The sequence below is a fragment of the Niallia circulans NBRC 13626 genome (assembly GCF_001591585.1).
In the GTDB taxonomy this organism is placed as follows: Bacteria; Bacillota; Bacilli; order Bacillales; family Cytobacillaceae; genus Niallia; species Niallia circulans.
Genome location: NZ_BCVE01000001.1, coordinates 421,706 through 439,791 on the forward strand (window position 1 = coordinate 421,706; position 18,086 = coordinate 439,791).

Sequence of the window (18,086 nt, forward strand, 5' to 3'; positions counted from 1 at the left end):
CCATTATAGTCATATGTTTATCTAGATGCATTGTCTAATTCAAAAATTATATTGTCTATTAGTCTTGCTTTACTAAATTGGACTGCAATCGCAATAATAATCTTCCCATTTAGCTCCTTTAATGTCTCTAATTGGGGATAGGATAATATCTCAAAGTAGTCAACCTTGCCGCTTGACTCTCTTTCAATGAAAGCAATAATAGAATTTTTTAATGTTTCTCTATCTGCAGTTCCTTTTATTAATTCACTTCTAGCTATACTAAGAGCTTTATATAAAATACCTGCCTCTTGCCTTTCGGTTGGCGTAAGGCGAACATTTCTAGAACTCTTTGCTAAGCCATCTTCTTCTCTTACCGTATTAACCGCAACTAGATTAATAGGAAAATGAAAATCTTCTATTAATCCATCTACCACTGCGACTTGCTGTGCATCTTTTTTACCAAAATAAACATTCGTCGGCTGAACTAAATGAAATAACTTCGTTAATACAGTTGCTACTCCATCAAAATGACCAGGTCTTGACTTACCACATAAACAGTTCGTGCGTTTTTCCACTTTAACAGTCACAGACATTTGCCCTGGATACATTTCTTCCACAGATGGATGAAATAAATAATCTACTCCTTCTTCCATTGCCACTTGTTTATCATGTTCAAAATCTTTTGGATAGGAGGCAAAATCTTCATTTGGCCCAAATTGCAGTGGATTGACAAATACACTCATAATAACAATTTCATTTTGTTCTCTTGCAGCTTTAAGCAGTGCTCGATGTCCTTCATGTAGATACCCCATTGTCGGCACAAAGCCAATGGTTACTTGATTCTTTTGTAACGAAGTAGTTATATCCTGTAATTGCTTTGGATTTGTGAGGATATTCATTGGGTGTTTCCTCCATATAAGCTTTTTATTTCTTCCGCTTTCATCTGAAAGCTATGCTTCATTTCTGGAAAGGTCCCCATTTTCACTTCAGAAATATATTGATCGATTGCAAGAGAAATAGCTTCATTGACATTTGCATATTGTTTTACAAATTTTGCAACTCGATCCACACCATATGTGATCAAATCGTGATAAACAAGAACTTGCCCATCTGTTTCACTTCCAGCTCCGATACCGATTGTAGGAATATCCAGTCTCTTACTCACCTCTTTAGCAACTTGCATCGGCACACACTCCAATACTATCGCAAAAGCTCCTGCCGCTTGGCATTTTAATGCATTATCCATAAGCCGCTTCGCTTCATCCGAACTTTTTCCTTGTACTTTATAACCACCTAAGACACCTACTGACTGAGGGGTTAAACCTAAGTGCGCCATCACTGGAATACCAGCATTTGTTAAATAGTTGATTTGTTCAATTACATCGTCTGCGCCTTCCAGTTTTACTGCATTTGCACCTGTTTCTTGGATCAAGCTTGCTGCATTTAATAAAGTATCGCGACGAGATAAATGATAGCTCATAAACGGCATATCAATGACGATAAACGTATCTTCAGCACCGCGTTTAACCGCTTTTCCATGATGAATCATATCATCCATTGTTACTGGAACGGTAGAATTATATCCAAGTACAACCATTCCCAAGGAATCCCCTACCAATATTAAATCTGTTCCTGCTTGTTCAACTAATTTAGCAGAAGGGTAATCATATGCGGTGAGCATCGTAATCTTTTCACCCTTCTGCTTCATTTTGATAAAATCAGTTGTTGCTTTCACTAAGTTTTCCTCCTTTTAAATAGGAAGAGGGAATGGCTTTAAACGAAAAAAAAACCTTCTACAAAGCATAGAAGGATTGTTTTATATGTCTATTTTCATCCCTCTGTCCTTGTCCAATTGTGGATCTAGGCAGATTAAATTATGGTTTATGCACATTCAAACAAACTGGTGCAGTTCATTAAGATACTGCCCGACAAAAGCATTATAACAAATATTTCTCTATCCTGACTATGGGCAAATTACGTTTCCAACAAAATATCCGCAGAGTAAATCGAATGCATAACACCTTGCTCATCTTCAAGTAGCAAAACACCATCTTCTGTAATACCCTTTGCAAGTCCCACTATGCTTCCATTCAGCGTATTAGCCGTCACTTTTTGTCCTAGACTCACCGAATAGCTTTCCCACAGAAGCTTGATTGGATAAAAACCTTTCTCTAAATAAAGCTGATATAATTTTTCCAGCTGCAGCATGATTCCTTGGATAAGTTCTGCCCGATCCCAGCTCTTTTGTGTTTCTAGATAAATAGAAGTGGCACTTGATTGGAGATCTTTCTCAAAGTCCTCAAGCTGCTGATTCACATTAATTCCTATTCCGATGATCAACGAATGAACTCTATCACTATCTGCTTGCATTTCTGTTAAGATGCCTGTTAGTTTTTTTCCATGCAATAAAAGATCATTTGGCCATTTAATATCTGCTTGCACCCCAGTTACTTCATGAATTCCTTGGACGACTGCAACAGCTGTCAGCAATGTCAGCTGCGGCGCTCTCATTATCGGAATGTTCGGTTTTAAAATAAGACTCATCCATATTCCCTTATATTTAGGTGATTGCCATTTTCTTTCTAACCGTCCTCTGCCCCCTAATTGCTCTTCTGCTATCACTAATGTTCCCTCTTCTGCTCCCTCCAGCGCAAGTTTCTGGGCAATAGTTTGAGTAGAATCCACCGAGTCTTCAAAATGAATATTTCTTCCCATGTACTTCGTATTTAAGCCAAAAAAAATTTTATCCGGCACAATTTTTTCTGGTGAACTGATAATTCGATAGCCTTTTTTGCGGACAGCTTCTAATATAAAGCCATCTTTTCGCAATGACTCAATATGTTTCCAAATGGCTGTTCGCGAACACCCTAAAAGTTCTGCTAGCGATTCACCAGATAAATATTGATCAGGGTTATTAGTAAAGGCTTCAATTAATCCTTTTCTTATATCTGATGACATTGTTTCAGCCACTCCTTTATTAATTGCTTGTCATTAGAAAGCTTTTCTTCTACGACATTCCTTTCCACTAAGGAGAGAACATCTTTTATCCACGGACCAGGTTTTTTTTCTGTCCAGCTTAATAGATCGTTTCCGCCAATTTTAAGTTCTTCCATTGATTTAATCGGCAGCTTCTCATACCTTTCTTCTAGATGAACAATATCTATGTTTACCTCGTTATTTTTTAAAAGTTGATACATTTTTTCCACACTAACCGCAACAGATAATGTAGCAAAATACAGCGCCTGATTAGACCAATTAGTCATCTGTTCTCTTTGCAGCATCCAATATATTAGCTTTTGAATAGCCTTTATTTGCTTGACCGATAACTTCCATGCTCGCAAAAACAATTCTATCTGGTGCTTCTCCTTCCTTCCTAGACATAAAAGTAAAACAGCCCATTTTTCTTGCAATTCAAGCTTGGTCAGCGGTAATTTTGCGAATTTAGAAATCCCTTTTTCTTCTGAGGATAGCATCGGTAAAATTTGATACATCTTAGTTTCTACCATAATTTCTAAAGCTTCCAAACACCATGGACCATGTAATAGTTTTTCAAATTCAGCGGTTATTCTCTCTACCGCTATTTTTGAAAGCAGCTGTCGATTATTTCTAATGCCATTCAGCGTTTCTGTCTCTAGGTGGAAGCCTAAAGTACTCACAAACCGAATTCCTCTCATTATTCTTAACGCGTCTTCTTTAAAACGTTCGTTCGGATTGCCAACTGTTTTAATTTCTTTCTTTTCTAAGGATTCTTTCCCATTGAAATAATCGATGACATGGCCGTTTTTATCCATTGCCATTGCATTAATGGTGAAATCACGGCGTTTTAGATCTTCTTTTAGCTCTCGTACAAAATATACTTGCTCTGGTCTGCGGTAATCTCGATATGTGGATTCTGTTCGAAAAGTTGTTATTTCATATGTATGTTGATCCCATATTACCATCACGGTTCCATGGGCAATCCCCACATCAATAGTGTGAGGAAAGATCGATTTAATTTCTTCCGGCGTTGCGGAAGAAGCGATATCGATATCATGAATTTGCTTATTTAATAAATGGTCGCGAACTGCTCCTCCTACAAAATATGCTTCATAACCCGCTTCCTCGATTTTATTAATAATCGGGAGAGCTTCTTTAAACGGATTTATCATTCATTTCACCAGTTTCTAAAATAGATTTATAAATCTCTATATATTGGTCAACGATGATATCGGCCTTGAAATAATCTCGTACTCTCGAAATCGAACGCTGTGAAAATTGGGCATGCTTCTTTTCATCCGTTAACAGCTTTATCGAATGTTCAGCAATATCTTCTATATCTCCAAGTTCACAAATATAGCCTGTCTCATTTGGAACAATTACCTCGGGAATACCGCCGACATTTGTTCCTATGACGGGAACCCCGCACGCCATCGCTTCTAATGCCACTAAACCGAAGCTTTCTTTTTCCGAAAGAAGCAGCATGAGATCACTTAAAGAATAGAGCTCCTCCAAATTCTCTTGTTTGCCAAGGAATAATACCTTTTGTCTTAATTGGAGCTCATCCACTAATTTGGTCACCTTCGACATTTCCGGTCCATCACCAACAAGCAATAGTTTTGCTGAAATCTGATTTGCGATTTGTTTGAATGCTTGTACAACATCCGTAACTCTTTTCACTCCTCTAAAATTAGAGACATGAATAACAACTTTTTCTGTATCGGAAATTGCCAGTTCTTTTTTCAAATGACTTGCGTCGACTTTACGATAAATTCGCTCATCAATAAAATTATAAACAGGGAGTATTTCTTTGTTTGGCTCAATTACTTCATGAGTTTGTGCGATTAATGAATTAGAAACTGCTGTTACTAGATCTGATTTTTCAATTCCAAAACGTATTCCCGCTGCAAGTGATGGATCATATCCTAGTACTGTTATATCCGTGCCATGAAGCGTTGTAACTATTTTGACGTCCCTGTTGCTCATCTGTTTTGCTAATATAGCACAAACAGCGTGTGGGATTGCATAGTGAACATGCAGCAAGTCTAACTCTTCTCGATTAATGACTTCTGCCATTTTGCTGCTTAATGCTAAATCATATGGCGGATATTGAAAAACAGCATATTGATTTACTTCCACTTGATGGTAATAAATATTCGGATACATTTTATTTAAACGAAAAGGAATACTGGAAGAAATAAAGTGAATTTCGTGTCCTCTCTCAGCCAGCATCTTTCCTAATTCTGTTGCAATAACTCCTGATCCGCCAACTGTTGGATAACAGGTAATGCCGATTTTTAATTTTTTCATTTGTCTCCACCTAATAAATCTTGATTTAATAATATTGGCTTAGATTTTATAAATCCTTCTGCATAAATCACACCAACTTCTTTGCCAAACAGTTTTTCTCTTGCTTCTATTGTGTCAATATAACCATTTGTTAATGGGGTTTCCACACTGTTTTCGCCTTTAACAAATTGACTTTGATAACAATTTAAACTAGCTTGCTTTTGCTCCATATAATCGCTAATATCAATAACAAAATCAGGTTTATGAAAACCATTTATCATATAATAGTATTGATTCTGTACTTTATGCGCTGATGTATTTCCAACCCGATAGTTTTTTATACCTGCTGAAAAGACTGCTTCCTTCACAATTCTGGTGCAATTTCCATGATCTGGATGTCTATCTTCCCAATAAGGGGAAAACACTAACTTTGGTTTGTATGTACGAATCACTTCCACTACTTTTTTTATAGCATTTTCTTCTAGATATAAACCTCGATCAGGAATCTGCAATGTAATCCTTTCAGCAATCCCCAAGACTTCTCCTGCCTTTTCCGCTTCTTGTTTACGTCTTTGTACTGTGCCATTTGAAGAAAGATTACTTTCTGTTAAATCACAAATTATAATCTTTCTCCCCTGTGCGGCATATTTTGCAATAGTTGCACCCATGCCGATTTCTACATCATCGGCATGAGCACCAAAAGCGAGTATATCTATTTCATCAGTTATCATTGAGTTTTTCTGTGAATTTTTTTGCCACTGGTTCTGTCTTTCCATGAACTATCTTTCTCCAATCTATGTCACCTTGCTCGAGTCCTCGAATTAATACTTCTCCAGTTCCCATATTTGTTGCTAGAGGAACAGAATAAACATCACATAAACGGATTAATGCTGTAACATCAGGTTCATGAGGCTGTGCTGTTAAAGGATCTCTAAAGAAAAAAACCATATCCATATCATTATTAGCAATATAAGAGCCAATTTCTTGATCACCGCCGAGTGGTCCTGAATGAAAACGATGTACATCTAACCCTGTTGCTTCTTGAATTCTACCACCTGTTGTTCCAGTTGCGTATAAAGTATGCTTTGCAAATATATTTTTATAAGCAACAACAAAAGCAACCATGTCATTTTTCTTTTTATCATGAGCAATTAAAGCAATGTTCATCCTAATTCCACTCCTACTCCATAATATTTTCTAAACCGTATATCAATACATTTACCTTTAATACCTCTTCTACTGCAAATTTAACACCTGACATAAAGGAAGCCCGATTATAAGAATCATGTCTAATGGTTAATGACTCTCCATCTGATCCGAACATAACCTGTTGATGGGCAATTAAGCCTGGCAGACGTGTAGAGTGTATTCTCATTCCATCAAAATCTGCGCCTCTTGCTCCTGGAATGGTCTCTTTTTCGTCTGGATGACCTTGTTTTTTGCTTTCTCTTACTTCCGCAATAAGCTCGGCTGTTTTTACAGCAGTTCCAGATGGTGCATCCAGTTTTTGATCATGATGCATTTCCATAATTTCCACATCTGCAAAATAGCGTGCAGCCATTTTAGAGAATTTCATCATTAACACAGCACCCAAAGCAAAATTTGGCGCAATGATACAGCCGCGATTCATTTCTTCACATAATTTTTCTAATTCGGCTAAGTTTTCTTTAGTAAATCCAGTTGTTCCTACTACTGGTCTAACGCCATAGCTTAAAGCTGTTTTAGCATGATGCATCCCGAACTCAGGCGTTGTTAAATCAATAAGTACATCCGGCTTTTCTGTTTGTAGACATTTTTCTATATCCGTATATACTGGTACATCATAAGAAGCAAAGCCTTCTATCTCTTTTAAGCTTTTCCCCTCATTCTTATGATCTAAAACTGCAACAAGTTCAAAATTCTCTGTTCTTCCCATTAAATAAACTGCTTCTTTTCCCATTCTGCCTCTAGGTCCTGCGATTACGATTTTTACTTTATTCAATGTCCTAACTCCTTAGTATGTATTTTGTCTTTATTGATCTTTTCTTGTCCAACGATCTTTATCCCGTGTATTAAATTTATGCATAACACGATTATGCGCTTCTTCTAAATCGATATTAAGTGAATTGGCTAAACAAGTTAACACGAACAGCATATCCCCCATTTCATCCGTAATTTCTTTCTCTGTTTCCGTTTCTTTTTTTGGTTTCTCCCCATAGTAATGGTTTACTTCTCTAGCCAGCTCTCCTAACTCTTCTGTCAGACGGGCAAGCATAGCCAGCGGACTGAAATAACCTTCTTTAAATTGTCCTATGTATTCATCTACTTCTCTTTGTATGTCTTTCACCGTTTTTTCCTGATTCAATATAAGCACCTCTAGTCAATAAGTAATCTTATCCAATTCCATGTTAGCTAATCTAAACCATTTTTACAAACATTTTTGACGATATTGATATAAGTACCTAAAAATGCTTGTCTTTATTTACCTAACATTATTTTTTCTTGCTTATCTGCTAGATTGCCCAACTGCATGTGATTCGATATAATGGATACGCTAATAATAATGCATTTTGTCTAAGAAAGAAGGCGAGTCGATGTTTAAAAGTATTAAAGTTAAAAATATCTTGTTCATCCTTTTAGGATCTGCGATATTTTCCTTCGGTATTGTTCATTTCAATATGCAGAACAATTTAGCAGAAGGCGGTTTTACTGGTATTACGCTTTTATTATATGCATTATGGAATTGGGATCCTTCCATCACAAATTTACTGCTAAATATCCCTTTATTTTTTATTGGATGGAAGTTATTAGGAAGAAATGTTTTTATTTACACGATTATTGGAACCGTAGCAGTGTCTATTTTCCTCTGGTTTTTTCAGCTTCCAAAGATCGAGTTACATATTCCCCTCACTGAAGATTTGACTCTAGCTGCTTTATTTGCAGGAACATTCATTGGTGTCGGCTTAGGTATTATTTTCCGCTATGGAGGGACAACTGGCGGAGTTGATATTATAGCTAGATTAGGGTTTAAGTATTTCGGATGGAGTATGGGAAAAACCATGTTCTTTTTTGACTTTTGTGTCATTACGCTTTCGTTGATCACCTATCTATCATACAGAGAAGCAATGTATACATTGGTTGCTGTTTTTGTTGGGGCAAGAGTAATCGACTTTATTCAAGAAGGCGCATATGCAGCTAGAGGAGCAATGATCATTTCTGACGATAACGAAAAAATCGCTAATAAGATAATGAGTGAAATGGATCGTGGTGTTACTGTATTAAAAGGACATGGTTCTTTTACTAAACAAGATCGCGAAGTACTTTATTGTGTTGTCGCAAAAACAGAAATTGTTCGTTTAAAAAGCATCATTACAAGCATAGATCCACATGCATTTGTATCGGTTAGTGTCGTTCATGATGTAATGGGTGAAGGTTTCACTTTAGATGAATATAAACAGCCTCTCGAGAAATAAACTAAAAAATTGTATTCACTTTGCATTTAATGAAAGAAAATACTCGCAATGATGAATACAATTTTTTTGTTCTTACTATTGACTTAATAATCATTGCCAAAAATAGAATGATAGATCTCACCTATTATCCCTTTCATTTGATGTACACCTAAATCAGTATTTGTCATAATTATCGCGCCTTTTTTTAATAATGGGTAAGCTACAAGCATGCTCTGAAATCCAATCCCCCATCCTAATGAAGAAATTTCCACTTCTTTATTAGAACTATCTAAAAACACGCTCAGTCCGATCCAATTTTTGTTCCCTTGCGGACTGATTATATCCTTAGCATTTTTTCTCGATAATCCTAATTGACTTCTACCTTCCAAAGCATTCATTAATTCCAATACTAAAATCGCTAAATCAGCGGGAGTAGTCCAAATACCACAGGCTGCTGGATAAGGATAAAAGGGGTAGCTTCCGTAGACAATCTGTCCTTTTTTATCATGACCAGAAGAAATATTTTCGACACCTCTTATATCAATACAGCTCTGATTCATATGTAAAGGCTGAAAGAGAAATTCTTTTAATACTATGTGAAAAGATTTCTGCAAAGTATCTTCAATCAGTTGTTGAATAATGCAAAAGCCAGCGTCCGAGTAATGAAATGCACTCATTGGTTCACAACTAATCTGTATTTTCTGCCGATTGAATACGGAAGTTCCTTCTAATATGTCTATCATAGGAGGAACCTCCTCGTTTTCTTTCCATTCACTAAAACTACCTTCTGGGTCAATAATACCTGATTGATGACTCAAAAGATCTCTTAAAGTTACTTTTTTGCCTTTTATCTGTTTATTTGCTGTTAAATGCCAGGAGCTAAGTTTAACATTAACATCTTCATCTAAATCAAGCAGTCCAGTCTCTACTAGCTTTAAAACCAGCATAGCTGTCACAAACTTACTTATAGAAGCAGAATGGAAGCTTGTCTGTTCATTAATTTTATCCGTTTTACCTGATTCCTTCATGCCATACTGTTTGATACAACTAAGTTTTCCATCTTGTATTACCGCTATGCTTAAACCAGCTATCTTATAATGATTCATTCGTTCTTTTACATTTAGATTTGTTAGTGCCATCCCAACTCCTCCTATTTTCTTTTAGGGCAATTATAGCATAAAAAAACGAACGTACGATCTATTTAGATTATAATTATCTCAAAGCCGAAGCTTCTCTCGCCGTCTATAAGAAATGATATTCTAGCTATTACCTTATTTTAAAGAGGAATGAATTTCACTAACCCGCTTATCCGTTGGTAGTATATATGTCAATATTCCTAATAGCGGCAGCAGGCTACAAATAATCATAATTGCTTGCAAACTAAATGCGTCTCCAATAACACCAAAGATTACTCCACCAAGTGCCCCCATTCCAAATGCTAACCCTACAATTAAGCCAGACACAAGGCCAATCATACCTGGAAGCAGCTCTTGTGCATAAACAACGGTCACACTGAAACTAGACTGTAAAATAAAGCCGATGATAAATAATAAAGGTCCTATTAGCCAAAACGGCATATGTGGGAGTAGTAAAGCAAACGGTGCAGATCCGATTAAAGAAAAGAGAAGAATCGTTCTTTTCCCAAAGCGATCTGCCAATGGTCCACCAAGAAAAGTCCCAATTACACCAGCAAGTAAAAACACAAAAACAAATATTTGCGCATTTTCAATACTTAAGCCAAACTTCTCTATTAAATAAAAGTGAAGGAAATTACTAATTCCCGCTCCATACCACGAACGTGCAAATACAAGGAAAATTAATAAACATATTGCCAGAATAATTTCTTTATTAACAACAAATTCCCGCTTTCCTTGTTGTTTCCTTTGTGGATTTCTAATATACAATTCTCTCTTATACCAAGTTGATACTTGAAATAATACAATCATGCCAATTGTAGCTAGAAGAGTAAACCAAATGGTTCCGAATTGACCTGTTCGTACAAAAATAAAAGCAGTAAATACAGGTGCTAATGACTGACCTGCATTTCCGCCCACTTGATAAATTGATTGGGCAAGCCCGCGTTTCGCTCCGGCTGCCATATAAGAAACACGAGATCCTTCTGGATGGAAGATAGCGGAACCAAATCCAATAAATAAAACGGATAATAAGACCAAGTAAAAATTTGGAGCGAGAGAAAGGCCCAGCATTCCGATTAAGCTTGAGAACATTGCAATCGGCAATAAATATGGTGCTGGCCTTTTATCTGCCAAAACACCAAACACAGGTTGTAAAATAGAGGATGTAATGTTTAATGCAAAGGCAATCCAACCAATTTGTGTATAATTTAATTCCATTGACTTTTGGATAACAGGAAATAAGGCAGGCACAACCGATTGCATACAATCATTCAAAAAATGTCCAAGACTTATCGCAAATAAAATCCGATAAATAGTCATCTCCTGCCGCTTTTTCCCTTGTACATATTCAGCAGTTTGCAAAAAAACCCTTCTTTCTTTTGTTTTCTTTTATGTAAATGGCATTGTTTATTATACACCTAGCATCTTTTAAAATCTATAATTTTCTAAAAACTCAAAATTCAAAGAACTTGATTCATCAAGATATTTCTCTCCCATAAAAAGTTCCGTGTAATACCACAAATCTTCTTTTTTGATGGAGAAAAAACCCAACCAATGATACGAAAGGCTTTCGTATCATTGGTTGGGTTTAGTTTCGACTGGATAAATTAAAGCCCAGCTTATTTTTAATTTCTATTCATCTCTTAACATTCCTGTATAAATCAACAGCAAACGAACTAGTTCGAGAACAGCAACTGCTGCCGCTGCCACATATGTTAATGCTGCTGCATTCAACACTTTTTTCGTTTCTCTTTCCTCATCGTTTCTTATAATCCCTAATGACACAACTTGATCCATCGCACGGTTAGATGCGTTAAATTCCACTGGAAGTGTAACAAATTGAAACAATACGCCGGCCGCCATTAAGATGATACCTAATAACATCATCTCTGGAAGTCTTGCAAACATTCCAATTAAGATAAATATCCACGATGCATTGCTTCCAAAATTAGCAACTGGAACTAATGTAGAACGAAAACGTAAGAAAGAGTATTCTTGCTGATCTTGGATAGCATGACCAACTTCATGTGCTGCAATAGCAGCAGCTGCTACTGAATGCCCATGATAGTTATCAGTAGATAAACGGACAACTTTAGAACGGGGATCATAATGGTCAGACAATACCCCTCTTGTTTCCTCGACAGATACATCATAAAGCCCATTAGAATCTAATATTCTTCTCGCTACCTCTCTACCGGACATATGGGAGGAAGAAGCTACTTTGGAATATTTTTTGTATGCACTCTTCACCTTCATTTGTGCCCAAATAGGGATGAGAATTATTAGAATAAAATATATAAAAATCATGTTTTTCCCCCTATTATTTCTTGTAGTATATTTTTATTGTAAGCAGGAAAAACACCAAAGTCAAATATTATCCCTTTTTTGTTTTTCTTTTTTCCGCTTTATCCCCGAGATATTTCCGCCAGCCAACGTAGGATAAAGTAAGGATAATAATACTTCCGGTCGAAATAATTACCCACCATAAAGAGGGATCTGCCTCATCTTCATAGAGTTGATTAAAAACATCCTGCAATTCACTTTCTAATTGGGTTACTTCCTCCAAATCGCCTTGTTGATTAAAAACTTGTAATCGATACGTATTCATAAACTCTACAAGGGAGTTTAATTCTTGAAATTGTGCGGCGGAAACATCCAGCTTAAGACTTGGATAAATAATTTGATATAACGATAGAAAAGAATCTAACTTTTCATCAAATTTTTCCTTATCATCTAAAAGGATAGCATCCTTCATCTCTCGATAGGTTGACATAACAGGTTCTTCCATCTGTGTCCATAAAGGTTGTTCACCTGATGAAACAGCATCAACCGCCAATCGAAATTTCGTTACCGAATTTATCCGTTCGTCATTTTTAATTGATTGATTAGTGATTGCCTCTACCGCTTCATCATGTGTACCAGTTAAAATCCTCCGTTCATCTACTGTAAATGGACTTCCATTTACACTAACTGAGCTAAACTGGTTCGAAAAATAATCAAGAATTTTTTTTGCATCCTCATAACGTTCTGATCGTACAAGCTGTAATACCTCATCTGAAAGCGTATCTAGTTCATCCAATTCCTTTGCAGGCGTTTTTTGGTCTGCATATACAGAAAAAGAAATAGGCAAAAGTAAAATCAATATCATTAACAACATAACTAATTTAGCCTTCATTCTTGTCCCTCCTCTATCTACTATTAAAAATGTATGATGAGTTGGACAAGGTTAGACTAAAAAAAATGCAATTCTATTGAATCCTCCATTGTAATTCCTCGCTCTTTTTATAGGCATAATAGGCAATCGATAGACTTAAAACACTGAGCCAGAAAGTAAAGTAGCCGATATTTGCCATATATTGATCTAATACACTATATTTAGGCATCATTTTAAACACATAATCTATCACATCATTATGCAATGTCCAAATCGCTACGAGAATAATATGCCCCCATTTAAAACGATAAAAAGGAATATATAATAATCCTTGAATGGCCATTGCCCCATGTGAAATAATGAGCATCCATGAATCAATGCCAATTTTTCCTGTTTCAAAATAAACAAGGAAGTTCATAACTACTGCCCATATACCATATTTAAATAATGTTACTACTGCCAGCGCTTCCATTAGCGGCCAGTTTTTTCTCCATAAAAACGCGATCAATACTAGCACAAAAAAAAGGCTTGCCGTTGGACTATCAGGTACAAACAATAAAAATTTCGCCGGTGTTTCCGCCAACTGATATCTATACCAATAATAGCCATAAACCGTTCCGAAGAGGTTAATAGCGAGTAATAGTCCAATAAAAGATCGATTACTTAATATCATGTAAATGCTTCTCACACTTTTTCTCCTTTTTCTATCTTTATCGTCCTATTTTACCATAGTTTATAAAGTATCGGAAAATCTATCGATATTAAAATAATCCCGCAAAGTCTATTATCAGCTTTACGGGACTAACTGCTTTTTCATTTATTTTGAAAGAACTTCAATTGATTTGTTAAGGTAATAAACATCTCTTTATCGCCATTGTCTAATGCCTCATCAATTAATTGGAGAAGTTTTTCTTTTTGGAATTTTTCTATACTCTTCACTAAAAATTGTTCTGCAATCATTTTATCTTTTTCGGTAATTTGCAGTTTTTTCGGCATAAATGGATTTTCAACTAACACAGCTGCATATTGATGAACTTGATTCGATGCATAAAAATTAAGCTGAATATAAATATCTTCATCACGATTAAGGCGGATATCATGAAAAGACTTTTCTGCATCTGTAGTCATCACATTTTCTTTATAAAATCTAAAAGGTACTTCATCTACACAATGCGTGGACATAATTAAACCTCTTGGACATTTCTCTGCATTTTCAACAAAATGGACTTTTTCCATCAATTGATCATGACTCATTAAATAATTTAAAATCCATACACATTCCCGTCTCTTCAATTGATAGTGATTCAAAAACCAACGAATGAAGTCTTTTTTCTCGTTGACAGATACAGGGGTTTTCATTTTGTAATTCCCTCCTCTGCTTGCAACAAATTTTTACTATCCAACCTGTTTTACCTGCGTCTAAGGAAATGACAATTCTCTTTGCTCTTGATAAGCCTTTTGACAACGTTATTATTAAATCTGGTTCATCCAATAACTTTATTCGTTATCCGTAAGGCGTTGTAATATTTCAATATACTCTTCATTACTTGGATCTGTTTGTAAAAGCATATTAAAAATTTCGGCAGCATCCTTTCTTTTTCCTTCTTCTAAAAGAAAATATCCATAATCATATAGAAAATCTGGAACTTCTTTAAAGAAAGTATATGCTAATTGATATTTGTTTAATGCCTCTGAATATTTTTCGATTCCATGAAATGCTTTAGCAGCATCCCAATGTAATTGAGGTTCTTCTATTTCTTGGTTATCCATCATCTCAATTAACTCTAGGACATCATCAAATCGATCTTGTGTTAAAAATAATTTATTTAATAAAAGAACTGCTTCTGTGTATTCAGGATCTATTGCAAGCGCTTCTCTAAAATGTTCCTCAGCCTTTTGCTCGTCACCACGTTTTAAAGCCAATTTACCACCATATAAGTACAAATCTTTATTAAACTCATCTTGCTTAATTCCCTCGATAACTGTATTATACGCTTCATTCAGCATTTCTTCCTGCTCATAGCTGCGAGCTAAATAGAGATATAAGGAATGATAAGAAGGATCTAGTGCTTTTACCTCTTCAAACCGATTTATAGCAATTGTATATAATCCTGCTTGCGATGCAGTCAAAGCAAGATTAAAGAGCGTATTAATCTCGACTTTTTCCTCGAGCGCTTTTTCATAATAAGGAATAGCATCTTCAAATGCTCCCCCAGCACTTAGATTATCTGCAATTCTCCCATTTATATTTACGCCAGCGATATTTTCCTCTTTCGGTAACACCTTTTGGTAGGACTTAATCGCCTCGGTAATTTTTCCTTGTTCTGCATATAATTCACCTAACGCAAAATCGATAATTACTTCATCTGGTAAAATTTTTTGCGCTTCTTTTAGTTTTTGTTCGCTAACCTCATATAACCCATCCATTTGATAGAGATCAGCAAGCAATAGCAAAGCTTGAGGAAATGAAGGATCATTCGGGTTTAATTGTTCTAAATAAGAAATCGCGGCTTCTTCATTGCCTATTTCCATTTCTACTTCCGCAGCAAGAACAAGTAATTCCCCTTCTTCTGGGTAAGCTTCCAGTAAAACTAAGAATAAATCTTTAGCTTCCTCCAAAAAGCCTAACTGAAATAATTCTTCACCCAGCACAAACCTTTCTTCATTATTTCCCGATTTTAATACATTCTGGTAATATTTTAATGCTTTGTCTTGTTGACCGTCCTCTAATAAAGAAATAATTTCATTAACTCTTTCCATATAATAATCCTCTCTAATCCCCTTCTATACTGTTAGGAAGGAAGGTACTTTTACTTCCAGTAATTCACCAAATCCAGGGCGGTAAAACACTTTATCCCCCGCTCGAATACATTTGCCTTTGTGTATGGTCATTTGTATTCTATCATAATGATAATGAAACAAATCATTTTCTTCAATATTTATGATTGAATCATCCATAGCAAATAAATTATATGTTACTTCTCCACCTTGATACACATTCCCTTTAAATGGATATATCCCCATTTTCACTAAATCATGATAATCTATTGCTATTCCTTCATTTATCTCATGGGGAATAGAGGGTATTTTAACATCTCTCATTAAGATTGACCACATATTTTGTGCTATTTTCTTTTCTTGTGGATCTTTCGTTAAAAAAATCGGAACTAATGGAGCGTTATAGGGGAACAGGGCTTCTTTTATCCATCCCCAAGGTACTTGGTATAACGCTTTTATATCTTCTACCTCGATAAATATAACAGGGATTTTTTCTCTTTTGCATCCTCGTATAAAACTTGGTGATAGCAGTTTTAAAGGAATTTTCACTCCAGCAACATAATCAATCGCACAGTTTAACAAAGGATTCTTCATTTTTTTCACTTGTAACGGCAATTCCCTTTCTCTGTTAACCTCTAAATAAAACAGCAAGGTTGTACACCCTTTTTTAATTAAATTTTCTTCAATGTATTGTTTTTGTTGAGTATATGAAAGAATTCGCGTGACGTGATTATCAAGCATAACTGTGGTGGGAGTCATCATATAAGGGGAACCATCCATTCGCATATATTGATAAGAGTGAAATGTATCTCTCATCAATTCCACCCTGTTATCCTCAATTAGAATGGAGGTCTTTTTTACTCGCTGCCTCTTTAATAAATGTATATTTTCGATGATATACTGCATCCTAAATCACCACCTAGTCTTTTTAAGACAAGCTATGATTTAAAGTTTGCAAATATTCCTCCTGCATGATTTTAATCTTATTTATCGTCAGGAAAAAAATCGCCGATAAACATAATATGTTCATCGACGTCCTCTGTTATTATCCATTTGATAATGCATTGAGATGCTCGAAAAACGAAGGATAAGATACTGAAATTGCCTTAGCATTTTGAAGGATAAGTTCTCCTTCACAAATCTGTGCAGCAATCGCCAGCATCATACCGATACGATGATCTCCATGAGAATCCACTTTCGTTCCGATAAGCTTCTTCCCTCCCCGGATAATCATCCCATCCTCCGTTGCTTGTATATCCGCACCTAATTTCTTTAACTCGGTTACTACTGTATCAATTCTATTCGTTTCCTTCACCTTAAGCTCATGAGCATCCTTTATAACCGTTTCCCCTTCAGCCTGGGTAGCTAATAAAGCAATAATTGGAATTTCATCAATTAACTTCGGAATAATCTCGCCCTCAATCGTTGTTCCCTTTAAATCACTTGTAGACACGGTAATCGTTCCTGTAGGTTCAAATACATCGGTATCATTTTTATGAATCTCCATGCATGCTCCCATATTATGAAGAACATCTAGTATACCAGTCCTAGTAGGATTAAGACCGACATTATTTAATGAAATTTTACTGTTAGGAACGATGCAGCCAGCTACAAGGAAGAAGGCTGCAGAAGAAATATCACCTGGGACATGAATATCAGTTCCAGAAAGCTTTTGAGCACCTTCTACAAAAATCTCCTTGTCTTTTCTGCTAATTTCGCCTCCAAATCGCTGAATCATTCTTTCGGTATGATCTCTAGTAGGTACGGGCTCTATTATTTTTGTAACTCCATCTGCATTCAGACCTGCAAATAAAATGGCTGATTTAACTTGAGCACTTGCTACTGGTAATCGATAGGTAATACTCTGTAAATTACCGCCTCGAACGGATAAAGGAGTATATTTTCCGTCTTCCCTGCCATCAATTTTTGCCCCCATTTCTCTTAGAGGAGCAACAACTCTTGTCATTGGCCGTTTGCCAATGGATGAATCACCAATTAGCGTACTATGAAATGGTAAACCGGATAATATTCCTGTTAGCAAGCGGATAGTTGTCCCTGAGTTCCCAACATCCAAAATATCTTTTGGCTCTTGTAATGCCTCCATTCCTTTTCCGTGTATTACCACTTCTTTTTCATTTTGTTCTATTAGTACACCTAGCTTCCGGAAACAAGCGATAGTACTTAAGCAGTCATCGCCTAATAGAAAATTTGTAACCGTTGTTTTCCCATTTGCTATCGATCCAAACATAATCGAGCGGTGAGAAATTGATTTGTCACCAGGGACTGCAATTTCTCCTTTTAAGCCTCGATTTTTTGTATTAAGTGTGATTAAGTCCAATAGCT

At 36.0% G+C, this 18,086-nt stretch carries 19 protein-coding genes; 1 reads left to right on the plus strand and 18 read right to left on the minus strand.

Annotation, left to right across the window (positions count from 1 at the left end; genetic code table 11):
- Window positions 1-17 precede the first annotated feature (17 nt).
- From panC to BCI01S_RS02275, 9 genes are all read right to left on the minus strand, one after another.
- On the minus strand, window positions 18-878 hold the full coding sequence (panC, locus tag BCI01S_RS02235; RefSeq protein ID WP_061796490.1) for a pantoate--beta-alanine ligase: 861 nt from the start codon (window positions 876-878) through the stop codon (window positions 18-20).
- The gene (gene panB / locus BCI01S_RS02240; protein WP_061796493.1) at window positions 875-1,714 is read right to left on the minus strand and encodes a 3-methyl-2-oxobutanoate hydroxymethyltransferase; all 840 of its coding nucleotides are present in this window, start codon (window positions 1,712-1,714) and stop codon (window positions 875-877) included. The genes panC and panB overlap by 4 nt, the downstream gene beginning before the upstream one ends.
- 239 nt (window positions 1,715-1,953) lie before the next feature.
- Window positions 1,954-2,937 carry a biotin--[acetyl-CoA-carboxylase] ligase gene (locus BCI01S_RS02245; RefSeq protein WP_047940386.1) on the minus strand — a complete coding sequence of 328 codons (984 nt, stop codon included), beginning with the start codon at window positions 2,935-2,937 and terminating at the stop codon, window positions 1,954-1,956.
- Entirely contained in the window at window positions 2,922-4,127 is a 1,206-nt protein-coding gene (locus BCI01S_RS02250; protein WP_061796495.1) for a CCA tRNA nucleotidyltransferase, read from the minus strand. The genes BCI01S_RS02245 and BCI01S_RS02250 overlap by 16 nt, the downstream gene beginning before the upstream one ends.
- Window positions 4,111-5,265, minus strand: coding sequence for an N-acetyl-alpha-D-glucosaminyl L-malate synthase BshA (gene bshA / locus BCI01S_RS02255; protein WP_061796497.1), 1,155 nt, complete (start codon window positions 5,263-5,265; stop codon window positions 4,111-4,113). The genes BCI01S_RS02250 and bshA overlap by 17 nt, the downstream gene beginning before the upstream one ends.
- Window positions 5,262-5,975 carry a bacillithiol biosynthesis deacetylase BshB1 gene (bshB1, locus tag BCI01S_RS02260; RefSeq protein WP_047940688.1) on the minus strand — a complete coding sequence of 238 codons (714 nt, stop codon included), beginning with the start codon at window positions 5,973-5,975 and terminating at the stop codon, window positions 5,262-5,264. Before bshB1 ends, bshA begins: the two co-directional genes overlap by 4 nt.
- Window positions 5,965-6,411, minus strand: coding sequence for a methylglyoxal synthase (gene mgsA / locus BCI01S_RS02265; RefSeq protein ID WP_047940383.1), 447 nt, complete (start codon window positions 6,409-6,411; stop codon window positions 5,965-5,967). The genes bshB1 and mgsA overlap by 11 nt, the downstream gene beginning before the upstream one ends.
- 13 nt (window positions 6,412-6,424) lie before the next feature.
- Window positions 6,425-7,225 (minus strand): 4-hydroxy-tetrahydrodipicolinate reductase, encoded by an 801-nt coding sequence (gene dapB / locus BCI01S_RS02270; RefSeq protein WP_047940382.1) that lies wholly within the window; start codon window positions 7,223-7,225, stop codon window positions 6,425-6,427.
- A 30-nt stretch (window positions 7,226-7,255) separates the two neighbouring features.
- Window positions 7,256-7,588 carry a nucleotide pyrophosphohydrolase gene (locus BCI01S_RS02275; protein ID WP_047940381.1) on the minus strand — a complete coding sequence of 111 codons (333 nt, stop codon included), beginning with the start codon at window positions 7,586-7,588 and terminating at the stop codon, window positions 7,256-7,258.
- Window positions 7,589-7,817: 229 nt separating this feature from the next.
- On the opposite strand from BCI01S_RS02275, the gene BCI01S_RS02280 reads away from it, so the two are divergent.
- Complete coding sequence (locus tag BCI01S_RS02280; protein WP_061796502.1) at window positions 7,818-8,696, plus strand: YitT family protein; 879 nt, start codon at window positions 7,818-7,820, stop codon at window positions 8,694-8,696.
- Window positions 8,697-8,779: 83 nt separating this feature from the next.
- Here BCI01S_RS02280 and BCI01S_RS02285 read toward each other — a convergent pair whose 3' ends face one another.
- From BCI01S_RS02285 to aroA, 9 genes are all read right to left on the minus strand, one after another.
- On the minus strand, window positions 8,780-9,814 hold the full coding sequence (locus tag BCI01S_RS02285) for a serine hydrolase domain-containing protein (protein WP_061796508.1): 1,035 nt from the start codon (window positions 9,812-9,814) through the stop codon (window positions 8,780-8,782).
- A gap of 132 nt (window positions 9,815-9,946) precedes the next feature.
- Entirely contained in the window at window positions 9,947-11,131 is a 1,185-nt protein-coding gene (locus BCI01S_RS02290; protein WP_061796566.1) for an MFS transporter, read from the minus strand.
- A 312-nt stretch (window positions 11,132-11,443) separates the two neighbouring features.
- Entirely contained in the window at window positions 11,444-12,118 is a 675-nt protein-coding gene (locus BCI01S_RS02295) for a zinc metallopeptidase (RefSeq protein ID WP_047940378.1), read from the minus strand.
- Between the two features lie 67 nt (window positions 12,119-12,185).
- Complete coding sequence (gene ypjB, locus BCI01S_RS02300) at window positions 12,186-12,986, minus strand: sporulation protein YpjB (RefSeq protein WP_047940377.1); 801 nt, start codon at window positions 12,984-12,986, stop codon at window positions 12,186-12,188.
- Between the two features lie 73 nt (window positions 12,987-13,059).
- Window positions 13,060-13,653, minus strand: coding sequence for a lipoprotein heptaprenylglyceryl N-acetyltransferase LhaT (lhaT, locus tag BCI01S_RS02305; RefSeq protein WP_047940376.1), 594 nt, complete (start codon window positions 13,651-13,653; stop codon window positions 13,060-13,062).
- Between the two features lie 125 nt (window positions 13,654-13,778).
- Entirely contained in the window at window positions 13,779-14,324 is a 546-nt protein-coding gene (locus BCI01S_RS02310) for a ReoY family proteolytic degradation factor (protein ID WP_047940375.1), read from the minus strand.
- A 138-nt stretch (window positions 14,325-14,462) separates the two neighbouring features.
- Window positions 14,463-15,725, minus strand: a complete 1,263-nt coding sequence (locus tag BCI01S_RS02315) for a tetratricopeptide repeat protein (protein ID WP_061796513.1) — start codon at window positions 15,723-15,725, stop codon at window positions 14,463-14,465.
- A gap of 24 nt (window positions 15,726-15,749) precedes the next feature.
- Window positions 15,750-16,649 carry a hypothetical protein gene (locus BCI01S_RS02320; protein WP_047940373.1) on the minus strand — a complete coding sequence of 300 codons (900 nt, stop codon included), beginning with the start codon at window positions 16,647-16,649 and terminating at the stop codon, window positions 15,750-15,752.
- Between the two features lie 139 nt (window positions 16,650-16,788).
- The gene (gene aroA / locus BCI01S_RS02325; RefSeq protein WP_047940372.1) at window positions 16,789-18,081 is read right to left on the minus strand and encodes a 3-phosphoshikimate 1-carboxyvinyltransferase; all 1,293 of its coding nucleotides are present in this window, start codon (window positions 18,079-18,081) and stop codon (window positions 16,789-16,791) included.
- Window positions 18,082-18,086 lie beyond the last annotated feature (5 nt).